24 protein-coding genes are annotated in these 22318 nt (G+C 38.9%); 2 read left to right on the forward strand and 22 right to left on the reverse strand.

The window, feature by feature from the left end; genetic code table 11:
* Positions 1-7: 7 nt before the first annotated feature.
* The 11 genes from plsY to prsW form a co-directional block, all read right to left on the reverse strand.
* A complete protein-coding gene (gene plsY, locus ABE65_RS13170) occupies positions 8-589 on the reverse strand; it encodes a glycerol-3-phosphate 1-O-acyltransferase PlsY (protein WP_066395710.1) in 582 nt (193 codons plus the stop codon).
* A 6-nt stretch (positions 590-595) separates the two neighbouring features.
* Positions 596-1909 (reverse strand): ribosome biogenesis GTPase Der, encoded by a 1314-nt coding sequence (der, locus tag ABE65_RS13175; RefSeq protein ID WP_066395717.1) that lies wholly within the window; start codon positions 1907-1909, stop codon positions 596-598.
* 134 nt (positions 1910-2043) lie between these two features.
* The gene (locus tag ABE65_RS13180; RefSeq protein ID WP_066395720.1) at positions 2044-2646 is read right to left on the reverse strand and encodes a YphA family membrane protein; all 603 of its coding nucleotides are present in this window, start codon (positions 2644-2646) and stop codon (positions 2044-2046) included.
* A 103-nt stretch (positions 2647-2749) separates the two neighbouring features.
* Positions 2750-3889 (reverse strand): 30S ribosomal protein S1, encoded by a 1140-nt coding sequence (gene rpsA, locus ABE65_RS13185; protein WP_066395721.1) that lies wholly within the window; start codon positions 3887-3889, stop codon positions 2750-2752.
* 298 nt (positions 3890-4187) lie between these two features.
* On the reverse strand, positions 4188-4769 hold the full coding sequence (locus tag ABE65_RS13190) for a lysophospholipid acyltransferase family protein (RefSeq protein ID WP_066400160.1): 582 nt from the start codon (positions 4767-4769) through the stop codon (positions 4188-4190).
* Position 4770: 1 nt separating this feature from the next.
* Complete coding sequence (gene cmk / locus ABE65_RS13195) at positions 4771-5445, reverse strand: (d)CMP kinase (protein WP_066395722.1); 675 nt, start codon at positions 5443-5445, stop codon at positions 4771-4773.
* A 132-nt stretch (positions 5446-5577) separates the two neighbouring features.
* Positions 5578-5754, reverse strand: coding sequence for a DUF5359 family protein (locus tag ABE65_RS22070; protein ID WP_194270807.1), 177 nt, complete (start codon positions 5752-5754; stop codon positions 5578-5580).
* Positions 5755-5812: 58 nt separating this feature from the next.
* The gene (locus ABE65_RS13200) at positions 5813-6478 is read right to left on the reverse strand and encodes a flagellar brake protein (RefSeq protein ID WP_066395725.1); all 666 of its coding nucleotides are present in this window, start codon (positions 6476-6478) and stop codon (positions 5813-5815) included.
* Between the two features lie 351 nt (positions 6479-6829).
* Positions 6830-8179: a germination protein YpeB gene (gene ypeB / locus ABE65_RS13205; protein WP_066395727.1), complete on the reverse strand. Its 1350-nt coding sequence runs from the start codon at positions 8177-8179 to the stop codon at positions 6830-6832.
* A 16-nt stretch (positions 8180-8195) separates the two neighbouring features.
* Complete coding sequence (gene sleB, locus ABE65_RS13210) at positions 8196-9068, reverse strand: spore cortex-lytic enzyme (protein WP_066395729.1); 873 nt, start codon at positions 9066-9068, stop codon at positions 8196-8198.
* Between the two features lie 242 nt (positions 9069-9310).
* The gene (gene prsW / locus ABE65_RS13215; protein WP_066395731.1) at positions 9311-9991 is read right to left on the reverse strand and encodes a glutamic-type intramembrane protease PrsW; all 681 of its coding nucleotides are present in this window, start codon (positions 9989-9991) and stop codon (positions 9311-9313) included.
* A gap of 91 nt (positions 9992-10082) precedes the next feature.
* Here prsW and ABE65_RS13220 point away from each other — a divergent pair, with 91 nt between their 5' ends.
* A complete protein-coding gene (locus ABE65_RS13220) occupies positions 10083-11051 on the forward strand; it encodes an asparaginase (protein WP_066395733.1) in 969 nt (322 codons plus the stop codon).
* A gap of 256 nt (positions 11052-11307) precedes the next feature.
* Here the strand turns inward: ABE65_RS13220 and ABE65_RS13225 are convergent, their stop codons facing one another.
* The 6 genes from ABE65_RS13225 to ABE65_RS13250 form a co-directional block, all read right to left on the reverse strand.
* The gene (locus tag ABE65_RS13225) at positions 11308-12342 is read right to left on the reverse strand and encodes a YpdA family putative bacillithiol disulfide reductase (RefSeq protein WP_066395736.1); all 1035 of its coding nucleotides are present in this window, start codon (positions 12340-12342) and stop codon (positions 11308-11310) included.
* Between the two features lie 58 nt (positions 12343-12400).
* Positions 12401-13684, reverse strand: coding sequence for a Glu/Leu/Phe/Val family dehydrogenase (locus tag ABE65_RS13230; RefSeq protein WP_066395738.1), 1284 nt, complete (start codon positions 13682-13684; stop codon positions 12401-12403).
* 246 nt (positions 13685-13930) lie between these two features.
* Positions 13931-14848 carry a D-alanine--D-alanine ligase family protein gene (locus tag ABE65_RS13235; RefSeq protein WP_066395740.1) on the reverse strand — a complete coding sequence of 306 codons (918 nt, stop codon included), beginning with the start codon at positions 14846-14848 and terminating at the stop codon, positions 13931-13933.
* 545 nt (positions 14849-15393) lie between these two features.
* Positions 15394-15984, reverse strand: coding sequence for a genetic competence negative regulator (locus ABE65_RS13240; protein WP_066395742.1), 591 nt, complete (start codon positions 15982-15984; stop codon positions 15394-15396).
* Positions 15985-16083: 99 nt separating this feature from the next.
* Complete coding sequence (locus ABE65_RS13245; protein ID WP_066395745.1) at positions 16084-16992, reverse strand: MerR family transcriptional regulator; 909 nt, start codon at positions 16990-16992, stop codon at positions 16084-16086.
* 65 nt (positions 16993-17057) lie between these two features.
* The gene (locus ABE65_RS13250; protein WP_066395747.1) at positions 17058-17810 is read right to left on the reverse strand and encodes a metallophosphoesterase; all 753 of its coding nucleotides are present in this window, start codon (positions 17808-17810) and stop codon (positions 17058-17060) included.
* A gap of 175 nt (positions 17811-17985) precedes the next feature.
* Between ABE65_RS13250 and ABE65_RS13255 the strand changes: the two genes are divergently transcribed.
* The gene (locus ABE65_RS13255) at positions 17986-18201 is read left to right on the forward strand and encodes a hypothetical protein (RefSeq protein WP_066395753.1); all 216 of its coding nucleotides are present in this window, start codon (positions 17986-17988) and stop codon (positions 18199-18201) included.
* A 6-nt stretch (positions 18202-18207) separates the two neighbouring features.
* Here ABE65_RS13255 and ABE65_RS13260 read toward each other — a convergent pair whose 3' ends face one another.
* The 5 genes from ABE65_RS13260 to ABE65_RS13280 all read right to left on the reverse strand — a co-directional run bounded on the left by ABE65_RS13260 (position 18208) and on the right by ABE65_RS13280 (position 22255).
* Positions 18208-18660: a DUF2663 family protein gene (locus ABE65_RS13260; RefSeq protein ID WP_066395755.1), complete on the reverse strand. Its 453-nt coding sequence runs from the start codon at positions 18658-18660 to the stop codon at positions 18208-18210.
* A 194-nt stretch (positions 18661-18854) separates the two neighbouring features.
* Positions 18855-19163, reverse strand: a complete 309-nt coding sequence (locus ABE65_RS13265; RefSeq protein ID WP_066395757.1) for a hypothetical protein — start codon at positions 19161-19163, stop codon at positions 18855-18857.
* Entirely contained in the window at positions 19153-19782 is a 630-nt protein-coding gene (locus ABE65_RS13270; RefSeq protein ID WP_082861431.1) for a CPBP family intramembrane glutamic endopeptidase, read from the reverse strand. The genes ABE65_RS13265 and ABE65_RS13270 overlap by 11 nt, the downstream gene beginning before the upstream one ends.
* 3 nt (positions 19783-19785) lie before the next feature.
* A complete protein-coding gene (locus tag ABE65_RS13275) occupies positions 19786-21285 on the reverse strand; it encodes a RecQ family ATP-dependent DNA helicase (RefSeq protein WP_066395759.1) in 1500 nt (499 codons plus the stop codon).
* Positions 21263-22255, reverse strand: coding sequence for a YpbB family protein (locus tag ABE65_RS13280; RefSeq protein ID WP_066395762.1), 993 nt, complete (start codon positions 22253-22255; stop codon positions 21263-21265). Before ABE65_RS13280 ends, ABE65_RS13275 begins: the two co-directional genes overlap by 23 nt.
* Positions 22256-22318: the final 63 nt, after the last annotated feature.

Genomic DNA, 22318 nt, shown 5'->3' on the forward strand with positions numbered 1-22318 from the left:
TCCACTATTAAATTTTACGTTCATTCCCACTCCAGATCCTTGCTATATTTCCACGATGCTTCCAAATTGAAACGAATGAAAGAACAAAGCTTGCTAATACTGCTTCTAGTGACAGATTAAATTGGTACAACATGAAAAACGGAGTAAGAATTAAAAAAACAATAGAACCTAATGAAACAAATCTGGATACCCAAATGGTTATGATCGCGATTACACCAGCAATTAGTGACGGTAAGAATGCACTAGCAGCAAATACACCGATCGCTGTAGCCACGCCTTTCCCGCCTTTAAATCCATAAAAGACGGGATAGTTGTGACCGAGTACGGCGATCAGACCGCACAGAACTGCGATGAAGGAAGAACCTGTGATCCATAAAGCAACCGAAACCACCAAGATCCCTTTAAAGCAGTCTAAGAGCAAAACGGCGATCGCCGGTTTTTTCCCTAACACTCTTAGCGTATTCGTAGCACCGGCGTTACCACTTCCATGATTTCTTATGTCTTCATTTCTCAATACTTTAGTCAGCAAATAACTGAAACTAATACTTCCAATCAAGTAAGAAATAACGAAGAGTACAATCGTCATCATAGAAGATTAGTCATTTTTCTTTCTAGCAAAAATTTTAATCGGCGTCCCAACAAATCCGAACGTTTCACGAATACGGTTCTCCAGGAAACGTTTATAAGAGAAGTGGAAAAGTTCAGGATCATTAACAAAGATTACAAACGTTGGTGGTTTTGAAGCCACTTGCGTCGCATAGTTGATCTTCAGTCTCTTTCCGTTATCCATTGGTGCCGGGTTCATCGCAACAGCATCCATGATCACTTCATTTAAGATGTTCGTTTGAACGCGGAGTGAATGGTTCTCAGCCACTTGATTGATAACTGGATACAACTGATGAAGACGCTGCTTCGTTAATGCAGATACGAAAACGATCGGCGCATAAGAAAGATATAAGAAATGATCACGAATCTTTTGTTCGAACTTTTGCATCGTCTTATCGTCTTTTTCAACAGCATCCCATTTATTTACTACGATGACTACTGCTTTACCTGCTTCATGTGCAAATCCAGCGACTTTCTTATCTTGTTCGATGATCCCTTCTTCAGCGTCGATGACCATAAGGACAACGTCAGAACGTTCGATCGCTTTCATCGCACGCATAACACTATATTTCTCAGTCGTCTCATAGACTTTTCCGCGCTTTCTCATACCAGCCGTATCGATGATCACGTACTTCTGATCTTCACGCTCAAAACTAGAATCGATCGCATCTCTTGTTGTTCCTGCAATATTACTCACAATAACTCGTTCTTTACCTAAGATAGCATTCACAAGAGAAGATTTCCCTACGTTCGGTCGTCCGATCAAAGAGAAGTAGATCGTATCGTCTTCTTTTTCCTCAGCTACAGTTTCAGGGAAATGGCTTACTACTTGATCTAAAAGATCTCCAAGCCCGATACCATGTGTACCTGATACACCGATCGGCTCTCCCATTCCTAAACTGTAGAACTCATATAACAACTCTTTACGTTCCGGATTATCGATCTTGTTTACACCTAAAACGACGGGTTTTTTTGATCGGAACAGCATCTTTGCTACTTCTTCATCAGCAGCTGTAATCCCGTTCATTCCATCTACGAGGAAAAGGATAACATCCGCTTCTTCAATCGCAAGTTCTGCTTGTTCTTTCATCTGACTCATAAATGGTGCATCACTGATCTCGATACCACCCGTGTCAATTAAGTTAAATTCTGTGTTCAACCACTCAGCAGAGCTATAGATACGGTCACGCGTTACACCCGGCATATCTTCTACGATCGAGATACGATCTCCGGCAATTCTGTTGAAAATAGTAGATTTTCCTACGTTCGGTCTCCCTACTATGGCTAAAACTGGTTTCGTCATGCAGACACTTCCCTTTTTTCCTGATCAAGTCAATCATCAAATTTTCTTTTTTTATATGTTCTATCATTTTCTTGTAATTAGACAAGTCCACTTATTTTAGCAAATTACTTATGGTTTAGACAACTGATTCTCTACTAAATCTGTTTTGCTGAAGTAACCCTTTTTAAAGTTGTTCGTCTTATTTTTTTGAACATATCTACCAATACTACCATAAATAAGAGCATCATAGAAGTTGACGCCAACAAATCCATCACATATAAAGATCCGATCTCCATTCGGCCAACGAGTCTAAGAATGATGAGCTGATAAGCCACATCGCCAATAAAAAGACCGATGGCGATCAAACTGAAGAGATCTTTTTTATTTCTTGCTAGCGTAATCGCTAAAGTAGTCAGGAATACAAGGATCATGATCTCCTTTTGCACAAACAGTTTCGCGGGATCGTATAGAGCAAATAATTCGATCGACACATAAGCGGTTGCCATTATAAAACTGCTAGTAACGAAAAAAAAGAGCTGATGACTATTCTGAATCACGTGAATGAAACCTATCAATAAGAAGAACACAGATGCAGCATTCATGATACCTATTGAAAGTTGAATGTTGACACCAGACAAAATAATTCCTAAGAGCATCATAAAAACACATTGATTTCTGAATTGTCCTTTTTTCATAAGAAAGGTTGAAACAATCCAGCCCATCCACATGAACCAATAAAAAAGTATGCCATCGTTCATCTTTAGTCACCTCGATAGCATTATTGCCACATTAGGACCTCTTCTAACCGCAAGAAAAAACAGCTCTCGATGAAATCATCAAGAGCTGTAAATAAGTCGAATATTATTTATAACCTTTTAGTTGATCACCAATCATATCAGCTAATGAGAAGCCTTTTTCTTCTTTAGGAAGGTTCTCTTTCAGGTTCGCTTTTTCCTTTTCATCTTGAACAGCTTTCATGCTCAAGCTCATACGCTTATCTTGACTGTTCACTTCAAGAACTTTTACAGAAACTTGCTGACCTTCTTTTATAACCTCACTCGGATTTCCGATATGGCGGTTCGCTAACTCAGAAATGTGAACTAAGCCTTCGATGCCTGGTGCAACTTCTACAAATGCACCGAACGTTACGATGCGCTTCACCGTACCTTCAATAACACTTCCAGCTTGAATGGAAGCACTCGCTTCTTCCCAAGGTCCTGGTTGTGTTTCTTTGATCGACAAGGAAATTCTGTCATTATCGCGATCAACAGATAAAACTTTTACTTTTACTGTCTGACCTTCACTAAGAACCTCTGAAGGATTATCCACACGATTATGTGAAAGCTGAGAAACATGGACTAATCCATCCACACCACCGATATCTACAAAAGCACCAAAGTCTGTTAAACGCTGTACTTTACCTTCAATGATCTCGCCCGGTGCTAAACGATCTAAGATCTCTTGTTTCTTAGCTACCGCTGCTTCTTCTGTTACTGCACGGTGGGATAGGATAACGCGACCTTTCTCTGCATCTAGCTCTACGATTTTCACAGAAAGTGATTTTCCTTTGTAATCCGAAAAATCTTCCACGAAATGTGATTCGACCATAGAAGCTGGAATGAACGCTCGAACACCAAGGTCTACCACTAGTCCACCTTTTACTACATCGTGAACTACGACTTCAAACGTTTCTTTAGAATCGAACTTTTCTTCTAGTTCGCTCCATGATTTTTCAGTGTCCACGGCTTTCTTTGAAACAAGAAGCTTGTCCTCTGTATGAGAAAGTACTTTAACCGTGATCTGATCGCCTTCATTCAACACGTCACTTACCTTTTCAATGAAAAGACTTGAAACTTCATTAATCGGTAAAAAAGCGTCTTGCTTAGCGCTGATATCCACTAACGCGTGCTTGTCTTCCACTTTTAGTACAGTACCTTTAATGATTTCACCTTTTTCAGCCATAGAAGCATTTGTTAAACTTGTGCTCATTTCGTCTGTCATGTTCGTGACCTCCTCAAAAATTAGAAAAGTAATTTATTGAACTTTCGGTATGAAAGAACATTAACATCGATCATGAATGAGTTGTTTTTGAAAGATGTAGACCTTTGAATGTAATTGATTTCCGTTTCAGGTTGCTCGCTTTCCTGGGGGTGTGCGTTGAGCCTCTTAGCGCTATGTGCTGTTAAGAGTCTCACCTGGCCCACTGATCCCCTAGGAGTCTCGCACCTTGCACTTCAATCAATATTCAAAGAAGTTTACAAAACAACTCAAAGTTCATCTTTAAAGATAAGTAAGTAATTTATTCATGCTCTTTTTTTAACTGAGCTATATGTTTCATTATAAGCTCTGTCGCTTCTTTTGCGGAAGCTTTTTGCTCCCGAAAATGTGTAAAGTCGATCGGTTTGCCAAATACGACTTTCAGTTTTTTTCCTTTTTGGTATTCTCCAACGATTGCACATGGAACGATATGTGCATCAGATTTAAGGGCAAAGAAGCCTGCTCCTGCTAGACCTTCTCCGATCTCTCCCGTTTTTGAGCGAGTACCTTCCGGAAACAATCCTACAACTTTTCCCGCTTTCAAAAGATTCATTCCCGTTTTTAATGCCGTTTTGTCACTCATCCCACGTTTTACAGGGAATGCGTTGATCTTCGGTAGGATATGTTTTAAGACAGGTACGGAAAAGAGCTCGGCTTTCGCCATAAAATGTACGTCTCGTGGAGAAGCGACCCCAACAAGAGGTGGATCGTAGTTGTGGATATGATTGGAACATAGAAGTACGCCACCTGATTTTGGCATGTTTTCTGCTCCAACGATTTCTGGCTTATATGTTCCTTTGAAGTATGTCCCACAAAGCCATTTTCCGAAAGAATAAAGCATCATTTTACAAAGCCCTTTCTTTTGCATAATGAAGAATGCTTGAAACTACCTCTTCGATCGTCATACTTGTTGTGTCCAGTTCGATAGCATCTTCTGCTTTTCTGAGTGGAGCTACTTCTCTCTCACTGTCGCGTTTGTCTCTAAGTGCAATCTCACTTTTTAAAAGTTCGAAATCCGCTTCAAACCCTTTTGTTATGTTTTCTTCATAACGTCTGCGAGCTCGTTCTTCTACAGAAGCGATCAAGAAAATTTTCAGTTCTGCGTTCGGCATGACATGTGTTCCGATATCACGGCCATCCATGACCACTCCGCCAGATTCAGCTAAGAGTTGCTGTCTTTTTACCATCTCGGTACGCACTTCTTGCTGTCTTGCTACGAAAGATACATTATTCGTTACTTCACTCGTTCTGATCTCTTCGGATACGTCTTTTCCGTCAAGAAGAACAGCTTGTCCACCATTGGTGATCACTAATTTAATATCTGTATCGTTCAAAACGATTTCTAGTTCTCGTCCATCATTAAGATCTGCTCCCTTAAGAAGAGCTTTATACGTTAATGCCCTATACATGGCACCCGTGTCAATGTAAATGAAAGAAAGACGTTCAGCTACTTGCTTGGCTACCGTGCTTTTTCCTGCTCCAGCCGGACCATCAATGGCGATTGATAATAATTTTTTCATGTTTCCTCCTACCCCATACCTATGACTATGCATACATAGCAATAAAAAGCAGGTGAGTATCCCCTGCTTTTTTCAGTGTGTAAATCTGAATTTATCAGACTTAATCTATATGTATATTACCATACATGATGTTTAACGGTCTATGGTTTCCAAAGTGGGCTGTTGTTCGTTCTTGAGGACTCCTTCGTAATAGATGCTCTTGTTGGTATATAATTTAAAGGAAGGAATCTCAAGCAAAAATTGTGCAGCAACTAGTAAAATAAAATGAACTACTGCAAGCTGGATCAATATTCGTTCAAATCGTTTCATCAGTACTTCACCTTCTTTTCGGAAGTATTTTTCCCAAAAAGAAACACTCTATACACTTCTATAGAGTCATGCTCTCTTTTTTCTTCTTAAGGAGCTGCTGTTCGAAGCAGAATCGGATAATATGTTGACGATTCTGTTGTGTAATCTTCTCAAATTGAAGGGATGCTTTCTGACGTCCACCTGCTCCGCCATTGAATACTCTTAATACTGTACAATCTAACTCCAGATATAATTTTTCTCCAGATTGCATAGGAAAAACGACTAAACAGTTCAATCGATCCTCGTTCTTGACGGAATGCACGACTGGGAGAGATAGAAGCATCCCTCCTGCACTCAGATCAAGAATAACAGAGTTAAATGGTGGATAAGCATCCTCTTGGTTAACAACAGACGTATCTATCATCGTCTCTACCCTTACATATTCTCTTCGCTGAATCTTATGTATCTCTTCTTCTTTTGGAGAAGTAATCATCAATACTGGTATATTTTCGATTTTTCTACCTAGAAGTTCTGTTCGAAACGTATAAACGTTCCTCTCTTTATCTACAAAAGAGGCTTTAAACTGTGTTCCATCAAAAAAGTATTCTGTGCGATTTGTTTTCTCGTTACTGGGATAATCAATATAAAGATGATCGTCTTTCACATCAAACACTTTGCAACGATATTTATCTTTTTTGTCGGAAAACAACGGTTCCAAATATAGCGGTTCACCCACTTTAATCATCAAACTTCCCCCATACATTGCTTTCTAATCTTTCTACCTTATTATGACAGTTTCGAAATAAAAGAAAAAGCAAAATTTCAAGTTGCGAAATTTTGCTTTTTCTTATTCTTTTAATAACCATTCTAATATATAGTAGCTCCTTGATAGTAGTTGGTTTCCGCTCCAGGTCGCTCGCTTTCCACGGGGCGAACGGTGAGCCTCCTGCCGCTACGCGCCTTTAGGAGTCTCCACCTGACCGCCCGTCCCGTAGGAGTCGGCAACCTTACGCTACAACCAACTTGCAAGGCAGAGGGTAGAAGAACCAAATTAATAATCAAAAAAGTGAGAAAGACTTCTTAGAAAAGATTACTTTTAGATATCGTTGTAAGATGGCTCTGCTTCTTTAAGCTTTCTTACTTCTTCTTCGTTTCCGTTCTCTGCGTTAATAAATACGCGGAATGTATCATTACCTAGAATTCCTAAGAATTCGTAGCAATACACTTCTTCGTTAATATCGTTTCGAATCAACGCTTTGCTTGTTTCTTTTACTTGGAACTTAGGATTAAGATTTGTTCTTGCTTCTTGTTCTGAGATCTTGAACGTAGGCGTTCTATCATCCACATGTGCAAGTAAGAAGTCTGTGCCTTCATAACCCATGATGTCTCCGTTATCTAAGGCTACTTTAACAGATACCGTCTCAGGATAGATTCTTACACCGTTGTCGAGTCGAGCATAAGTGAACACACCGATATTATCGTATTGATCACTCGTTACCATCTCCATTTTGCTTTCCATGTGCTTCTTTAAGAAGTCATCAGCTTGAAGCATCGCTTCATTCAGTGAGATTTTCGGTTTTCCAACGTTACGATCGTAGAGGACATACAGTGGATATCCACCTTTTTTCGTAAGATCCATGTAAGTTGTACCCTTTGTATCAGGGTTATATAACGTTAATGAATAAGCGTCATATTTAGCATCTTTACCTGTGCTTTCGACCGTGATCTTCACGTTTTTCTTTAATTGGAAGAAGTCGATCGCAATCTTCTTTGCTTCTTCTTTTGTAATCTTTTTACCTTTTAACTGGCTAAGATCACGGTCTTTCATTTTCTCCATATTGGATACTTCAGTTCCAAAGTCAACGTCTGAATACCCTTCTACTGACTTATCAACCGTCTTGAATCCATCGATGATCGTGTTGTCTTCTGGCTGTTTGTTTGTTGCTAGTGCCATCTCGACATCCATCCAACGCAAGTTGTTCTTCTGTGCGAGTGATTCTGTTTTTCTTAACTCGTTTTGAATCTCAGTTGAGTTTGCATACAATTCTTTTAACGTATTATATTCTTTATCACTGAGCGGATTCTTATCTAGATCACGTACTGCTGCTCGATAACTGAATTCACCCATTTTTGTTAAAAATTCTTCCGTTTTATTAAATGGTAATAGCGCTAAAGGCAGTTGACCTACATCATTATGAGCCTCTGATGTTAATCTCCAAACTTGAGCCAACGCGGGAGATAGTTGATTACGTGTATTCATAGCGATCGTTTCGCCGATCTTGTCATGAAGGGAATCCATATGGAAGTTCAAATCATGAAAAGCGCGTTGATAGTTGTTTTCTGCTTGAAGAAGTACTGCATTCTTTTCTTGATGTTCCGAGTACCCCCAATAGCCTGTTCCTGCTACAGCAACGAACAACAGTACAATTAGGATTGTGCGTATCATATCAGTTCACCCCTTATTAGTTACAGAAAATGTGCTTTCCGATTTTTTTGATTTGAGGACGAGTCCATATCCAGCCTGATGTAGCTGTATCAGGGTTAAAATAATATTCAGCCTCACCTGTTGGATCCCAACCGTTTAATGCATCCATTACCGCTTTTTTCGCTTGTGCATTTGGTGTCAGATAGATCTGACCATCAGCAACTGCTGTAAATGCTCCTGGTTCGAAGATCACACCAGAAACGGTGTTAGGAAATGAAGCACTATTCACGCGGTTGATGATTACTGCTGCTACCGCGACTTGACCGATATAAGGCTCACCACGAGCTTCACCATATACAGCATTAGCCATCAAATTAACATCGTTCTGCGAATAACCATTAGGAATGTTCTTTGCCGGTTTAACTTGAGCAGGCTTTGCTTTAGGTTTTGCTGCTCCTTTTGCAGTACCAGCTTTTGGCGTGCCACTTTTTGCAGTGCCGCCTTTAGCCGCTCCACTCTTTGCGCTTTTCTTCTCACCGCCATAATAAGAGAACTTCTTGCCAGTATCGATCTGCTTATTTACCCAAGCTTTATCGTACTTAGAAGCTTTTGCTAACTTGTTCTTTGTTGTTCCACCTGCTAATCCATCAATCGGTAGACCAAACTCATATTGGAAGTTTCGTAATGCCCAATATGTTCTCCATCCAAAAACACCATCGATGTTCCCCGTGTAAAAACCTAGATATTGAAGCCTCGACTGAAGTTCAACTACATCTTCACCCGTAGCTCCCACTTGAACGACTTGGTTTGAAAATGCTTGTGCATTGTTCTGACCAAATCCAGCTAAAAGCCCAAAACAAAGGGCGATCGCAAAAAATACTCCCTTTATGTAAGCTGAATTTCTTTTCATGAGAAAGTAAGCCTCCTGTAATTTAATCTCCATTTTCGTGTTATACAGATATCATTTGTAATCTGTTTTTTTTTATTCAGCTTTCAAAGACTCATGGTTCACAATAAAGAAAACTTGGCTTGCGCCAAGCTCTTCAGGTCTGCCTTAGTCGCGCTTATACTATCTACCTTAACTTGTTGCCACGTCGAATAACATCGTGCTAACAAGTTATACTTTCTGATAGTGAAATAAAAGAAGACCGGTTAAATTCCGGTCTTCGCATCAGGATTTGAATATGGAGTTAATGCCGTATTAGCAATTCTTACCTTCCGAAGTGCAAACCACCATAAGAAGATCATAAAAGGGAACATATAAAAGAAAATATATTTCGTGCTCGATAATAATAAAAAATTAAACGTACCATGCAGTACAATTGGTAAAAGGAGTGAAAGAGTAAGATAGATCTTCTTCTTTCTACCTGTCGAGAATTTACCTTTTCCTAAATAGAAGCCCATAATCACTCCAAACAAAGCATGACCACTTACAGGCAGAAGCGCACGAACTAATGCTTCTTCAATCCCGAACGTATAGAGATAAAAGATGTTTTCTAAAGAAGCAAATCCTAAAGAAAGTGCGGTTGCATACACGATTCCATCATAGGGTTCGTTGAACTCTTCATGTAGATATGCTCCATAGAACACCAAGAACCATTTAAAGAACTCTTCTAATGTGCCACTGACAAAAAAAGCTTCAACAAAGGAAGGAACGTTCATCTCTTCGGTAATTCCAAACTGGATAACCATGATCGGAAAGACAAGAAGAACGCCAAATATATATACTTTGACCACCAATGATAATGGTTCGGTCTCATATTTATCTTTTAGGTAAAAAAAGGATAATAGAGCAATAGCCGGAGCCACCGCTGCAGAAATTACAGCTAGCATGTCCTGCCTCTTTTCTACTGTTTTTTTATATCGTAACATGATATTTTAAGAAGTGGAATAGCGAACACGAAGAATAAGGAGGGCGGTCATCTTGAAAAAGATATTATTAATTCATACTGGCGGCACGATCGCTATGGAAGAAAACAAATCCACAGGCGGCGTAAATACGAAAGAGACACATCCACTCGAGGCAACCCTCAGAGAACTGTCTGACATAGCAGAAATATCGGTGAAAAATTATGTGAATCTCCCATCTCCTCATATTACTCCTACCCATATGCTGGAGTTAGCGCAATTCATTACGACACAAACGAATTCCGAAAAGTTCGATGGAGTCGTCATCACTCACGGAACAGACACACTTGAAGAAACAGCCTATGTATTAGATCTTGTACTGCAAACATCCATCCCCGTGATTGTTACTGGTGCCATGCGATCAAGTAACGAGCACGGTTCAGATGGACCATACAATCTCATCTCATCTGTACGAGTCGCGTGTGAAGAACAATCATTAGGCAAGGGCATTCTTGTTGTATTTAACGATGAGATCCACGCTGCTAAAAATGTAACGAAAACGCACACGAGCAACATCGCGACATTTCAAAGTCCTCAATATGGACCAATCGGTATCGTTACAAAACGAGGAGTACTTTTCCATCACACACCTATTCGTTCAAGCTTCTTTCATGTGAAGAACTTTTCTAAGAACGTCGTTTTACTTAAAGCATATGCAGGCATGGACGGTAATTTGATCAAAGCTGCAACGAACACAGCAGATGGGGTCGTAATCGAAGCATTAGGTCAGGGCAACTTGCCTCCAGCAACCGTACCTGCTATAAAAGAACTCATTTCAAACGGCATCCCTGTTGTACTCGTATCTAGATGTTTTAACGGAATCGCTCAAGACATCTACTCCTATGAAGGTGGAGGAAAGCACTTAAAAGAGATTGGTGCCATTTTCTCGAACGGACTAAACGGACAAAAAGCACGATTAAAACTTATGATCGCCTTAGAAAATACGAGTGACCCCGAACAGTTGCAACGACTTTTTCTGCAATAACGGATATTTTCTTCAATTAATTGCATGAATGTATATGAAGGATAAAGACTTAGTTTGTAGACATGGGAAATCGGTTATGTGATTTGAAAATTATCAAGATAATTTAAGAAATGTTTGTGATAATTTGATCAGTTTATCCTTTAATTTGACGAGTTCAACACATATATCGACGAGTCGACAAAAAAAGACAATATTAGCTGGCTTTATTCTTTCACCTAATTACAGATTCACGAAAAAAACCGATAACTTAAAATCGTTATCGGTTTTTATTTCTTTTCTCTATCGTTTCAGCTATGACTTCACCGTGAAACCTTCCATTCTCAATAAATATCTCATTTGCATTGTTACCAGCAGCAATGACTCCTGCGATAAATAATCCATCAACGTTTGTTTCCATCGTTTCTTCTGAAAAAGAAGGACGTCCAGTTTCTGTATCGATGTCTACACCCATCTTAGATAGAAACGAATGATCAGGGTGATAACCGATCATAGCAAACACTGCATGAAACGGATGATATGTTTCTGATCCATCCTCCCCTTGAGTCACATATATGCCGTCGTCTGTTATCTTGTTTACGCAAGAATCAAACGTCATCTGAATACTTCCTGCTTTAACACATGCTTCAAATTCTGGGAGTACCCATGGTTTGATGCTAGGTGAATATGTGCTGCCTCTATAGAAGACGTGTGGACGTGCACCTGCTTTTTGAAGTTCTAACGCGGCGTCGATCGCTGAATTCTTTCCACCGATCACCGCTACATCAAGGTCATAATAAGGATGACCTTCATTAAAATAATGATGAACATGCGGAAGGTTTTCTCCCTCAATGTTCAGTTGATTGGGGTTATCATAATACCCAGTTGCGATAATGACAAATTTGGCATCATAACAAATTTTTTCGTCTTTCCGGTTGATTGTTTCAATCTTAAACGTTCCATCACTTTGTTTTGTAACGGATTTAGCCTTTTCGAATGTTCGAATATGAAGATTATTCCTTTTGACCACTTCACGATAGTACGTAAGTGCGTGAATTCTTTTTGGCTTTCGTTGTTCATGAACGAAAGGAAAGTTGCCGATCTCAAGTTTTTCACTCGAGCTAAAAAATGTTTGATGTGTTGGATATTGATAGATGGTGTTGACTACGTTTCCCTTTTCGATCACACAATACGAGATCCCTTTGTTCTGTAGTGCAAGAGCTGCAGCCAATCCGCAAGGCCCTCCACCAATAATACAAACGTCTATATTCACTTTTTCATCACTCCAAAAAACACTGTTATTCTTACATAGCATGCCAAAAAAAATCTCCTATCATCATATGATAGGAGATTTGTTATGAGTTTGCAAAAATTTAAATCCAGCCTCTGAAACGTGATGCTTCAGCCATCTTACGAACACCAACCATATAAGCGGCTAATCTCATGTTCACTTTTCTGTTCATAGCTGTTGTATAAACGGTCTCGAACGATTTTACCATCACTCGTTCAAGCTTCTCTTCTACTTCTTCTTCGGTCCAGTAATAACCTTGGTTGTTCTGTACCCATTCAAAATAAGAAACGGTTACCCCACCTGCACTTGCTAAAACGTCCGGTACTAAAAGAATTCCTCTTTCAGATAAGATTCTTGTCGCTTCAAGTGTAGTTGGCCCATTCGCTGCTTCAACAACAATCGAAGCTTTGATCTGGTTTGCATTCTTTTCAGTGATTTGGTTTTCAATCGCTGCAGGTACTAAAATATCACAATCAAGCTCTAACAGTTCTTGATTTGTTATCGTATCTTTGAAGAGCTTTGTAACGGTACCAAAGCTATCACGGCGTTCAAGTAGATAATCAATATCTAACCCTTCTGGATCATATAGACCACCGTACGCATCCGAGATCGCGATAACTTTTGCACCAGCATCATGCATGAATTTAGCAAGGAAGCTTCCCGCGTTACCGAATCCTTGTACGACTACACGAGCACCTTCAAGCTGGATACCTTTTTTCACTGCCGCTTCACGGATACAGATTGTAACACCTTTAGCAGTTGCTGTTTCACGGCCATGGGACCCACCAAGTACAAGTGGTTTCCCTGTAATAAATCCAGGAGAATCGAACTCTCTGATTCTGCTGTACTCATCCATCATCCAAGCCATGATTTGCGAGTTTGTAAATACGTCTGGAGCCGGAATATCTTTTGTCGGTCCTACTAACTGACTGATCGCTCTTACGTAGCCTCGGCTTAATCTTTCAAGTTCTCTAAATGACATTGTACGCGGATCACAAATGATTCCGCCTTTTCCTCCACCGTACGGCAGATCAACAATACCTGCTTTTAAGCTCATCCAGATTGATAGCGCTTTTACTTCTGTTTCTGATACATTCGGATGAAAACGAACGCCGCCCTTGGTTGGACCAACAGCATCATTATGCTGGGCACGATATCCTGTAAAAATCTTTGTACTGCCATCATCCATCTTAACCGGAATTCGAACGGTCAACATACGAATCGGTTCTTTTAATAACTCATAAACTTCGGAAGAGTATCCTAATTTATCGAGCGCATCCGCGATTACGGATTGCGTGGATTGGAGTACATTGTCATTTTCATGATGATTGTCGGATTTTTGGTCTGTGTTATTTTGGGCTGTCATTTGTTTACCTCCCATATTCGTCACCTCTAGAGTTTAGTCAAGCTTCATCGTCAGTATACACCTTTGTATAAGCAAAGAGAAGAGAAAATTAGTGATTTTCACCTAAAAAGTAAACGCTTTCTTAAGTCACGGACTGTTGAGAAAATAGCTAATTTTCTGCCAATATACCTATGTGGCATGTCCACTGCTTTTATTATGTAATCTCCACCCCGTAACGAAGGTGGAGATTAACATGATTGTTCTTAATTACTTTTTTAAAGATAGCTCGATTAATTTTTCAATCATTGTTGGATAATCCATCCCGATCTCTTTTGCTGCATCTGGAAACAGGCTGGTCGGCGTCATGCCTGGTAAAGTATTTACTTCCAAGATGACAGGTTCTGAACCGTCATGCGGTACGATAAAATCAACACGTGAATACACTTCACAGCCTAAGACTTCATGTGCACGAACTGCTTGTTCTTTTAGTTTAGCTGTTGTATTCTCGTCAAGTCTTGCAGGAACATAGTGGATACTACCACCTTCTGCGTACTTAGACTCATAGTCATAAAAAGCATTCTTAGGTTCGATCTCAACAACAGGAAGTGCCTTATAGTTGTTATGTTCCCCCATAACTGCTACGGTAACCTCTTTCCCGCTTACGAATTGTTCAACGAGAATCGTATCATCATGCAAAAAGGCTTCAGCGATTCCTTTTAAAAGTTCATCATGATTTTGTGCGATAGTCAGACCGATTGTTGATCCTTCTCTATTCGGTTTTACCACAGCAGGAAAATCGAAAGAAAGTTCTAACTGCTTTTCATCATATGATTTTCGATAGAGTACTTTTTCTTTTGCGATATTAATGCCAGTATCTTTGAAGAACTGTTTAGATTTCGCCTTATCCATAGCAATGCCTGATGCTAGTGCCCCTGAACCTACGTAAGGAACTCCCATCATATCTAAAAGACCTTGTAACCTTCCATCTTCTCCATATTTTCCATGAAGTCCTAGAAAAACAACGTCAGCTTCAAGTTCTAACAATTCTTTAAGTCGTGAAGGGTGAAAGTCAATTCCTGTTACTTCATGACCTTTGCTTTCAAGCGCAGAGATGATCTGCTTTCCTGTTGATAAGGATACTTCTCTTTCTGCAGAAACACCGCCATATAATACTGCTATTTTCATCTTAATGGTCACTCCTAGCCCAAAAGTTTATGTATATATTATATTCCCTGCCGTCATATCGGTTCAGGTTGTAAAAAATATTAATAATCATAACATGTTTTGTCTCTAAATTCACAATGATATATACATGACATTTTCGTTTATGTTCATTCTTTTATTTATATCGTGTTGCACTGTAATAGTATTTGATTTTTCGTTCCAGGTGCTTGCTTTCCGTGGGCAGGCGGTGAGCCACATTGGTAAGTTTCACTTTAAGTGTCTCACCTTTCTAGTTACAGTGGCTAGCCCCTCGAGGTCAAAAGCTAAATGATCTAGAAGGCAAAGTGCGCCTTCCTTGCTCATTCACCTTTTGCTGTCGGGGCTGAACGACCCACTTCCACTTTTCAAACTGCGCGCCTGTCCCACAGAAGTCTGCCACCTTGCACTATAATCAACTTTCAAGGGAGAGAAGAATTTAAAAGAAACAATCCCTAAAAAATCGCTTTAGAAAAGAATCTTTTCCAAATAAATAAGGACGCAAAAAATTTGCGCCCCTCTCTTTGCACTTACTTAAAATACCGATAAAGTTCGCTTATTGCATCGGATTTCATTAGCTCTTTTCCATACTCAATGACTCGATAGCTTGTAATCGTTGAAGAGCTTCCGAACTCAGCAAGAAGAGCTATGAATAGATCAAGGTCTAATGGTTGGACCTCATCTTCTTCAAACTTTAAGTAGAAGTGATTATTAAATGAATACAGAGTACCACCTTTTATCTCTAGAGAGTGAAGGCGTTTCGCAAGTAATATAACGTCTTCGAAAGACGAAAACTCATAAAAGATCTCATCGTTTTCATCTAACGTGACTTGCATCTCTATATAATCTTCATCATATTCTTCTTCAAGTTCGTACTCGTTTATTCCTTTTGTAACGATTACGACCATACCTTGAGCTGGAAGTGAAAAAACTTCAACCGCAATAGGACCATCAGCTTTAAATCCTACTTCATCATCAGCTTCAGTCATCATATCACGAAAAAGCTGATGAACTTTAGGAATATCCTGCCATATTTCTTCCTTAGAAATACCACGTTCATTCAGATCATCAAAAGTTAGGAAGATTTTTATTTTGTTATAGGTTAACCGTTCTACCCGCATCTCTGGTCCCCCTTACGATCGGCGCTATTATGTCTTAACATCAATATATGAGTTTGCAAAAAGTTGGTGATAAACATCCAAGAAAATATAAAACCTAAGCTAATTTTTCAGCTTCTGAGCAATCCAGTCGTCCCATTCTAACTTCGTATTGCCGATTAAGAATGATTCATACTTCTTTTGCGTTTCTGAAGAGATATGATTGATCGCTGCACCTCCGACACCAATGGCGGTATTCGGAAATTCTTTTTTCAAGCTGTTTGCCCATTCCAAGGTTTTCTTAGAATTCTCAGCGATCGTACATGAGAAAAATACCATCTTAGGTTCTACTTCTTTTAACACAACCTCAAAGTCTCTTTTCGGTATTCCATGTCCTAAGTATATAACTTCAAATCCTTTTCTTCTTAAGAACAATGTAAACATTAGTAACCCTAGCTCATGCTCTTCATCTAAACCGCAAGCAGCAATAACCCTTGGTAAATATGGATCTGAGGGAAGCCATTGAATAAGTTGTCCAATCTTACTACGTAAAAAGGATGAAGTAAAATGTTCGTGCGCAATAGTAATTTTCTGTTCTTCCCAAAGGTGTCCTACGCGTACTAATAATGTACCCAAAATATCAATAATGACTTTTTCCAAATTATACATACTGAAAGCTTGGCTCAAAAGGTCGTTAGCTTTTTTCTCCTGAAAAGATAAAAGAGCTTCTAATATCAAATTACCCATTTCAGCTGCACGATCTGTATTTTCAATTGTAAAAGGAGCTGCTTCTTTATAAAGTTCCCCATTTTGGGCAACGTCAACCGCTTGACTGATCGTAAAACCTTGATTAACTTTATTCACTAGCCATTTTAGTATGTATACTTGCTCGTCGGTGTATAGTCGATGGCCAGCCTCGTTTCTGTTCGGCTTTACGATTGAATAGCGTCTTTCCCAAGCTCTTAAAGTTCCTGCTTGAATGCCGAGCATCTTCGAAACCGCTTTAATGTTATACTTCCCTTCACTAGGCATCCGTTCTTCCTCCAATAAATAGGTTAAGAAGAGTATATCGAATAAAACGTTGTAATGTAAACTTTTTACCGTACTAAGGTTATCAAATGTGTTTGACTAGGGGCTCCTAACCGTAAAGGTAGATGTGTTGCTCCATAGCCGTTACTTACCAATAGCGTATGTGTTAACTCATCATACCATCCGCCTCTTTTCGCTATACCAAGCGGTCCGATTCGTATCTGTCCTCCATGAGTGTGCCCCGTTAAGACAAGCTGTATGTTATCTTCACTGCTGATCCGTTTGGAGATATCAGGATTGTGACTGATTAATATTCTGCAAGAAGATCGGCTTTCTTTAAGAGCATCCTCTAAAGAGGCAAATCCTAATGATGTATCATTCACTCCAACTAAATCAATGATTTCATCATTTCTTTTTATAGAAAAGGTTGTATTGTCCAAGATTGTTGCGCCTTCATTTTCAATCGTGGAACTTAACTGTTTCGTATCCACATCATAATCATTGTTTCCCCATACAAAAAATACAGGTCCCATCGTTGATAGGCGCTTAATATTATCTTCTACCTTCTTCATGGAAACTCCTTTTTCAACAAGGTCTCCACCGATCACCACAAGATCTGCTTCTCCTGACTTCTTAATAATCTTTTCTGACACTATCCGCTTATGAACATCAGAAATAAAAAAGATCTTATAATTTTCGAAAGACTTAGGTAGTTTTGAAATCCTGATTGAATCATATATGACACGATTTCGATGCGCTTCAATATACATATATAGTAAAAGTGATATGCCAGCTAAGGTGAATAAATAAAAGAAAATCATTGTGCCCCCCTGATATGAATTTAAATGATCATATCATATTTTCATTTATGCGTCCTATGCAGAACAATCCGCTGCTAATTTTTTGAATATTAAAAAAGATCTGTTGAAAAAAATGTAAATTTCACGTATGATTAATTTACATGATTAACCAAAATAAGAGGAGAGGAAAAACATCATGACATTAACTAAATTGAAGAATAAATCTCTCGTGACAGACCCGGAGCTGTCTTATAGTATGCGACTCGGCCTTCCGATCGAAGTGTATTGTACAGAAAAACACGAAACGCTCGCTTTCGGAAGAATCGATCATTTTTGTGAAATGACAGTCGTTATTCAAGGTCAGCGCCACGATCGAAATTCTTGTTTGTTTTTTGGTTGCCCTTGTCAGTAATTCTCTTTATTTGTGAAGAATATTGATGTTGTATTCTTGTTTCATAAACTCAAAAACGACATGCCTCTGGTTCCATTGTTCCTCATCACTCCACCATTCTTCGTTACGATCGATAAAATCTTTTCTGATCGCTTCAAAATCATCGTCAGCTTTTTTGTATTTCTTTTTCATCCAGATCATATAAAAGCTCGAAAAAATAATAAAACCTGTACAGATCCATACCATCTCATCAGAGAATAACAACGTTAATGGATTTGAAAATCTCGAGGCTGTTGGAAGTTTATAATAGTAAAGGTAGACGAAGGTCGCTAGTACAACAAAAATCATTGATAATCCCCATTGGTTGATGGCTTTTTTCCATTTGTCTTTTTCAACTTTTTTATCAACAAGCTGTGCTAAAACAATACTTGTCAATTCATTAACAAAGGGCTTTATCTTCCAGTGATTCAGTGCATTCATACGCATAACCTCCTGTACACATTACTATGCCTATACAAGCAGATTCATGCTTTTTAAAAATAGCTATTAGACTTATCGTCTCTTAAAGATTAATTCTTGTCTAAACCGATCAAATCACCAACGATCGTTTTTAAAAAATCGTAAATACTCTTAACAAAATAAAGACCGTCTGGAGTATCTTCACCAGACGGTCTTTATTCTTCGATTTCTACTTGTTCAACACCTTTTCGATCTTCGCTTTGAACAGGTAGATAAAGATCTTTTGACCATAATTTATAGGTAACCGTAATTCCGATCAATAGGATAAATGCAGCTAATAGCAAACGTGTCACTAAAAAAGTGGTATTCCTCTTTTCTTTTTTAGCATTTTTTTGCTTTCTTTCATTTTCTCTCTTTTTCCCGTGCACTTCCGTTCTTGAAGGTAAAGAATGAACATGTTGTACAGAAGCAGTAGCATGGTCTGCTGTTCTATTTCTCAAACTCTCCGCCTGATCATTCTTCATCCTGATCCACACTCCCACTCTCGCTGTTCGTGATATTGATATTACTATTGTTTTGTTTAGCTATCCAGCATCCAGAAATAAAATCAATCAAGAAATGAGCGATGAAAGGTACCCAAATGTTATCCGTCATCTCATAGATCAGACCTAGCCAAAAACTCAAACCACATACAATACTAAAAAGAACAGGTTTCTTTATATAACGAACATGCAGGACAGCAAAAATCATACTCGTTAGAACTAGACCCAATAAAGATTGTAAGACACCGCGGAATAACCACTCTTCAGCAAATGCAATTACGCCCGTGAGGAAAAAGATATGAATGTAAGAGAGAGAACCAAATATCTTTTCATTGATTCCGCCATCATCTAACGATTCTTCAGGCAACCACTTTCTTAGCTGAATGGATAAAAAAGGTAGAAGTAACCCTGTACTTATTGCAATCAACCATTCGTACCCGGAAAGATCAAGGTCATTCAGCTTCCATGGAAAAGAAACGTTAAAGAAAAAGGCTAGGGCAAACGCGGCTACGATAAACAAACTTTGTGAAAAATAGACATTTAACAAAAGTTCTCTTGGTGTAATCTGGTCGATCCAATTGTTTTTTTCAGAATTCCTCATCCTTTAGTTGTACACTTCCTGTCTTAAAAGTCGTCTTAATTCATCTTCCCATAATCCATAAGATGTGTTAAGTGACGCTTGTTTTCCATAAAAGTGCGAAAGTTCTGTCCCACAATGACCACAGCAATGTGTATCAGGTTTAGGTTCAGGTTCTCCGAAATATTTCAGCAGCCCACTTCTTTTACATGTATGACTCGTCGCCCACTTTTCGATCGCCATTAATGATTCTATTTTATCAGCTTTTCTATTCTCAATCGTAGTTTTTATTCTTGAGATCAGCACATTTTTTTCATGAACCTCTAGATTTTTTTTATCAAGTACACCCGCTTTTTTAAAATGATATTCCATGAACCGTTGACCGGTTTCGGATAGTCCAACAAGTTTCAGTTTTTCTCTATACGTATGTTTTTTTATTTGTTCGTGGTCAGAAAATAAATAATCGATTTGTGTGAGATCAGGCAGTTCTTGGTCAATAAAATGGTACGGTACCTCAAGATCAGCTTGATGATACAACAAGACGGCGACAGAAGGTTTCGAGTCTCTGCCCGCTCTCCCTATTTCCTGAATATACCCCTCAATCGTAGAAGGCGTTTGAAAATGGATCACAAATCGGATGTCCGATTTATTAATTCCCATTCCGAACGCATTCGTACAAACAATAATGTTCAGTTGTGATTCAAGAAACTGTTTTTGAACAAGAAGTCGTTCATCTGCGTTCATACCACCATGATAAAAAGCCACTCCTTCTATATCATGATCTTGAAATTCTTGAACGAGCCCTTCTGCTGCAATCCTGGTATTCGTATAGATGATGCCTGGGCCTTTGAGCTGCTGAACAAGGCTGATCGCTCGCTCCACTTTTTCATCATGCTCATCAAAGCGTTCAACAAAGATAGATATATTCGGACGGTTCACACTATGAATATGTACTTCTGCGTTTTTCATGTCGAGATGATGAAGGATGTCATCTTGTACTTTTTTTGTTGCAGTTGCTGTTAATGCAAGACTAAGCGGATTTCCCATCGCTTTTTTCATATCTGCTAACTCTAAATAAAAGGGACGAAACTCATGACCCCATTGTGAGATGCAATGAGCTTCATCAACTACGAATAAAGACCAATTAACTGACAGCAGGATAGAACGGATGTAAGAGTTTTGCAGGATTTCAGGACTCACGAACACAAACTGATAATCTTGTATCCTCTTTAAGACGTTCTGTTTTTCACCTTGGTCTAAAAAGCTGTTTAGAGCGATCGTTCTCTTAAACCCAGCTTGTTTGAACTGATCTACTTGATCTTCCATCAATGAAACCAACGGAGAAATGATAAGAGCTCTTCCTTTTAGTAGATGTGCCGTCATCTGGTAGATTAGGGTTTTCCCCGTTCCGGTAGGCAGCATTCCTAACACATCATTTCCCCTAAGCAGGTCTTCCACAATCTCTTTTTGGCCAGCTCTAAACGTTGAAAATCCGTATAATTCTTTAAGCACTGCTTCCAGTTGCATGTTTACCACCTTCTTTTGCGAGTACTAACCTGATTTGAAAATAAGACAGATGTGGAAAGGCGTCCTTAAATGGACGAAGTTTCGTTTCATTCGTTTTGCTGTAGAAGTGTTTCAACTTCAAAACTTCTTGTTCATCGATGTAAGGTATTAACGAAAAATCAGGCACTTCTCTTGCGATCTCGACAAGATGATCTTCCAGTGTACTCATCTTAAGATTTCGAACATTCATGATTTCTTCTATGGATTTATGATTTTTTAACATTTTAAAAGTTAGTGATGCCGAATTCGTTAACGCAGGAGCTTCTGTATAGGAACCTATTAAAGAGTGAAGCATCGGAAAATTCTTCTTTTCATAAACGATTTTGTTTATGAGAGCATGCAATACCGCCCGGAAACGTAGGATTGTCTCTTCCTGACTCAAGTCTTCAACCCGTGATAACTGCTCAAAAGTACTGCCGATTCTATGATAACCAGATAGTTTCTTAACAAATAGATCAGCTGATTTAGGTTCATGTTCTAACAGTATTCGAGATACTTCACGATAAAGTTTTTCCGCATGAGTCTTTCTTTCTGACTCAGACTTAGGAAAGATAGATTTTACTTTACCGATTACAGAGTAATCTCTAACTACTGGTGAATAATTAAAATGACCATATAGCGAATTAGAAAGAGCTTGTACATATAACGTAATCACTTGCCAACATGAAGTCTCGATCGAGGCATATTTTAGTCCGTTTAAATGTTTTAAATAGGATAATCTATCATTCTCATACTCAAGAACTTCTTCACCTTTTTCAGTAAGAACGTAAACATGATCCTCTAAAGTCTTCATATACTCTTCTTTTATCAAGCCAAGGATCGACTGAGTAAAAGTATCATGTGCCATGCCTTTAAAAGCAGCATAATAGCGTTCAATGCCAAACCATTGACTGTCAGACAAGGATTGAGCTGTCTTCTTTCCTGTAACCATATAATAGACGCCTGAGCTTTTTCTACTACCGTTTATTTTTCCAAAGATATCTAAAAAAACAAC

The organism is Fictibacillus phosphorivorans (assembly GCF_001629705.1).
GTDB lineage: Bacteria > Bacillota > Bacilli > Bacillales > Fictibacillaceae > Fictibacillus > Fictibacillus phosphorivorans_A.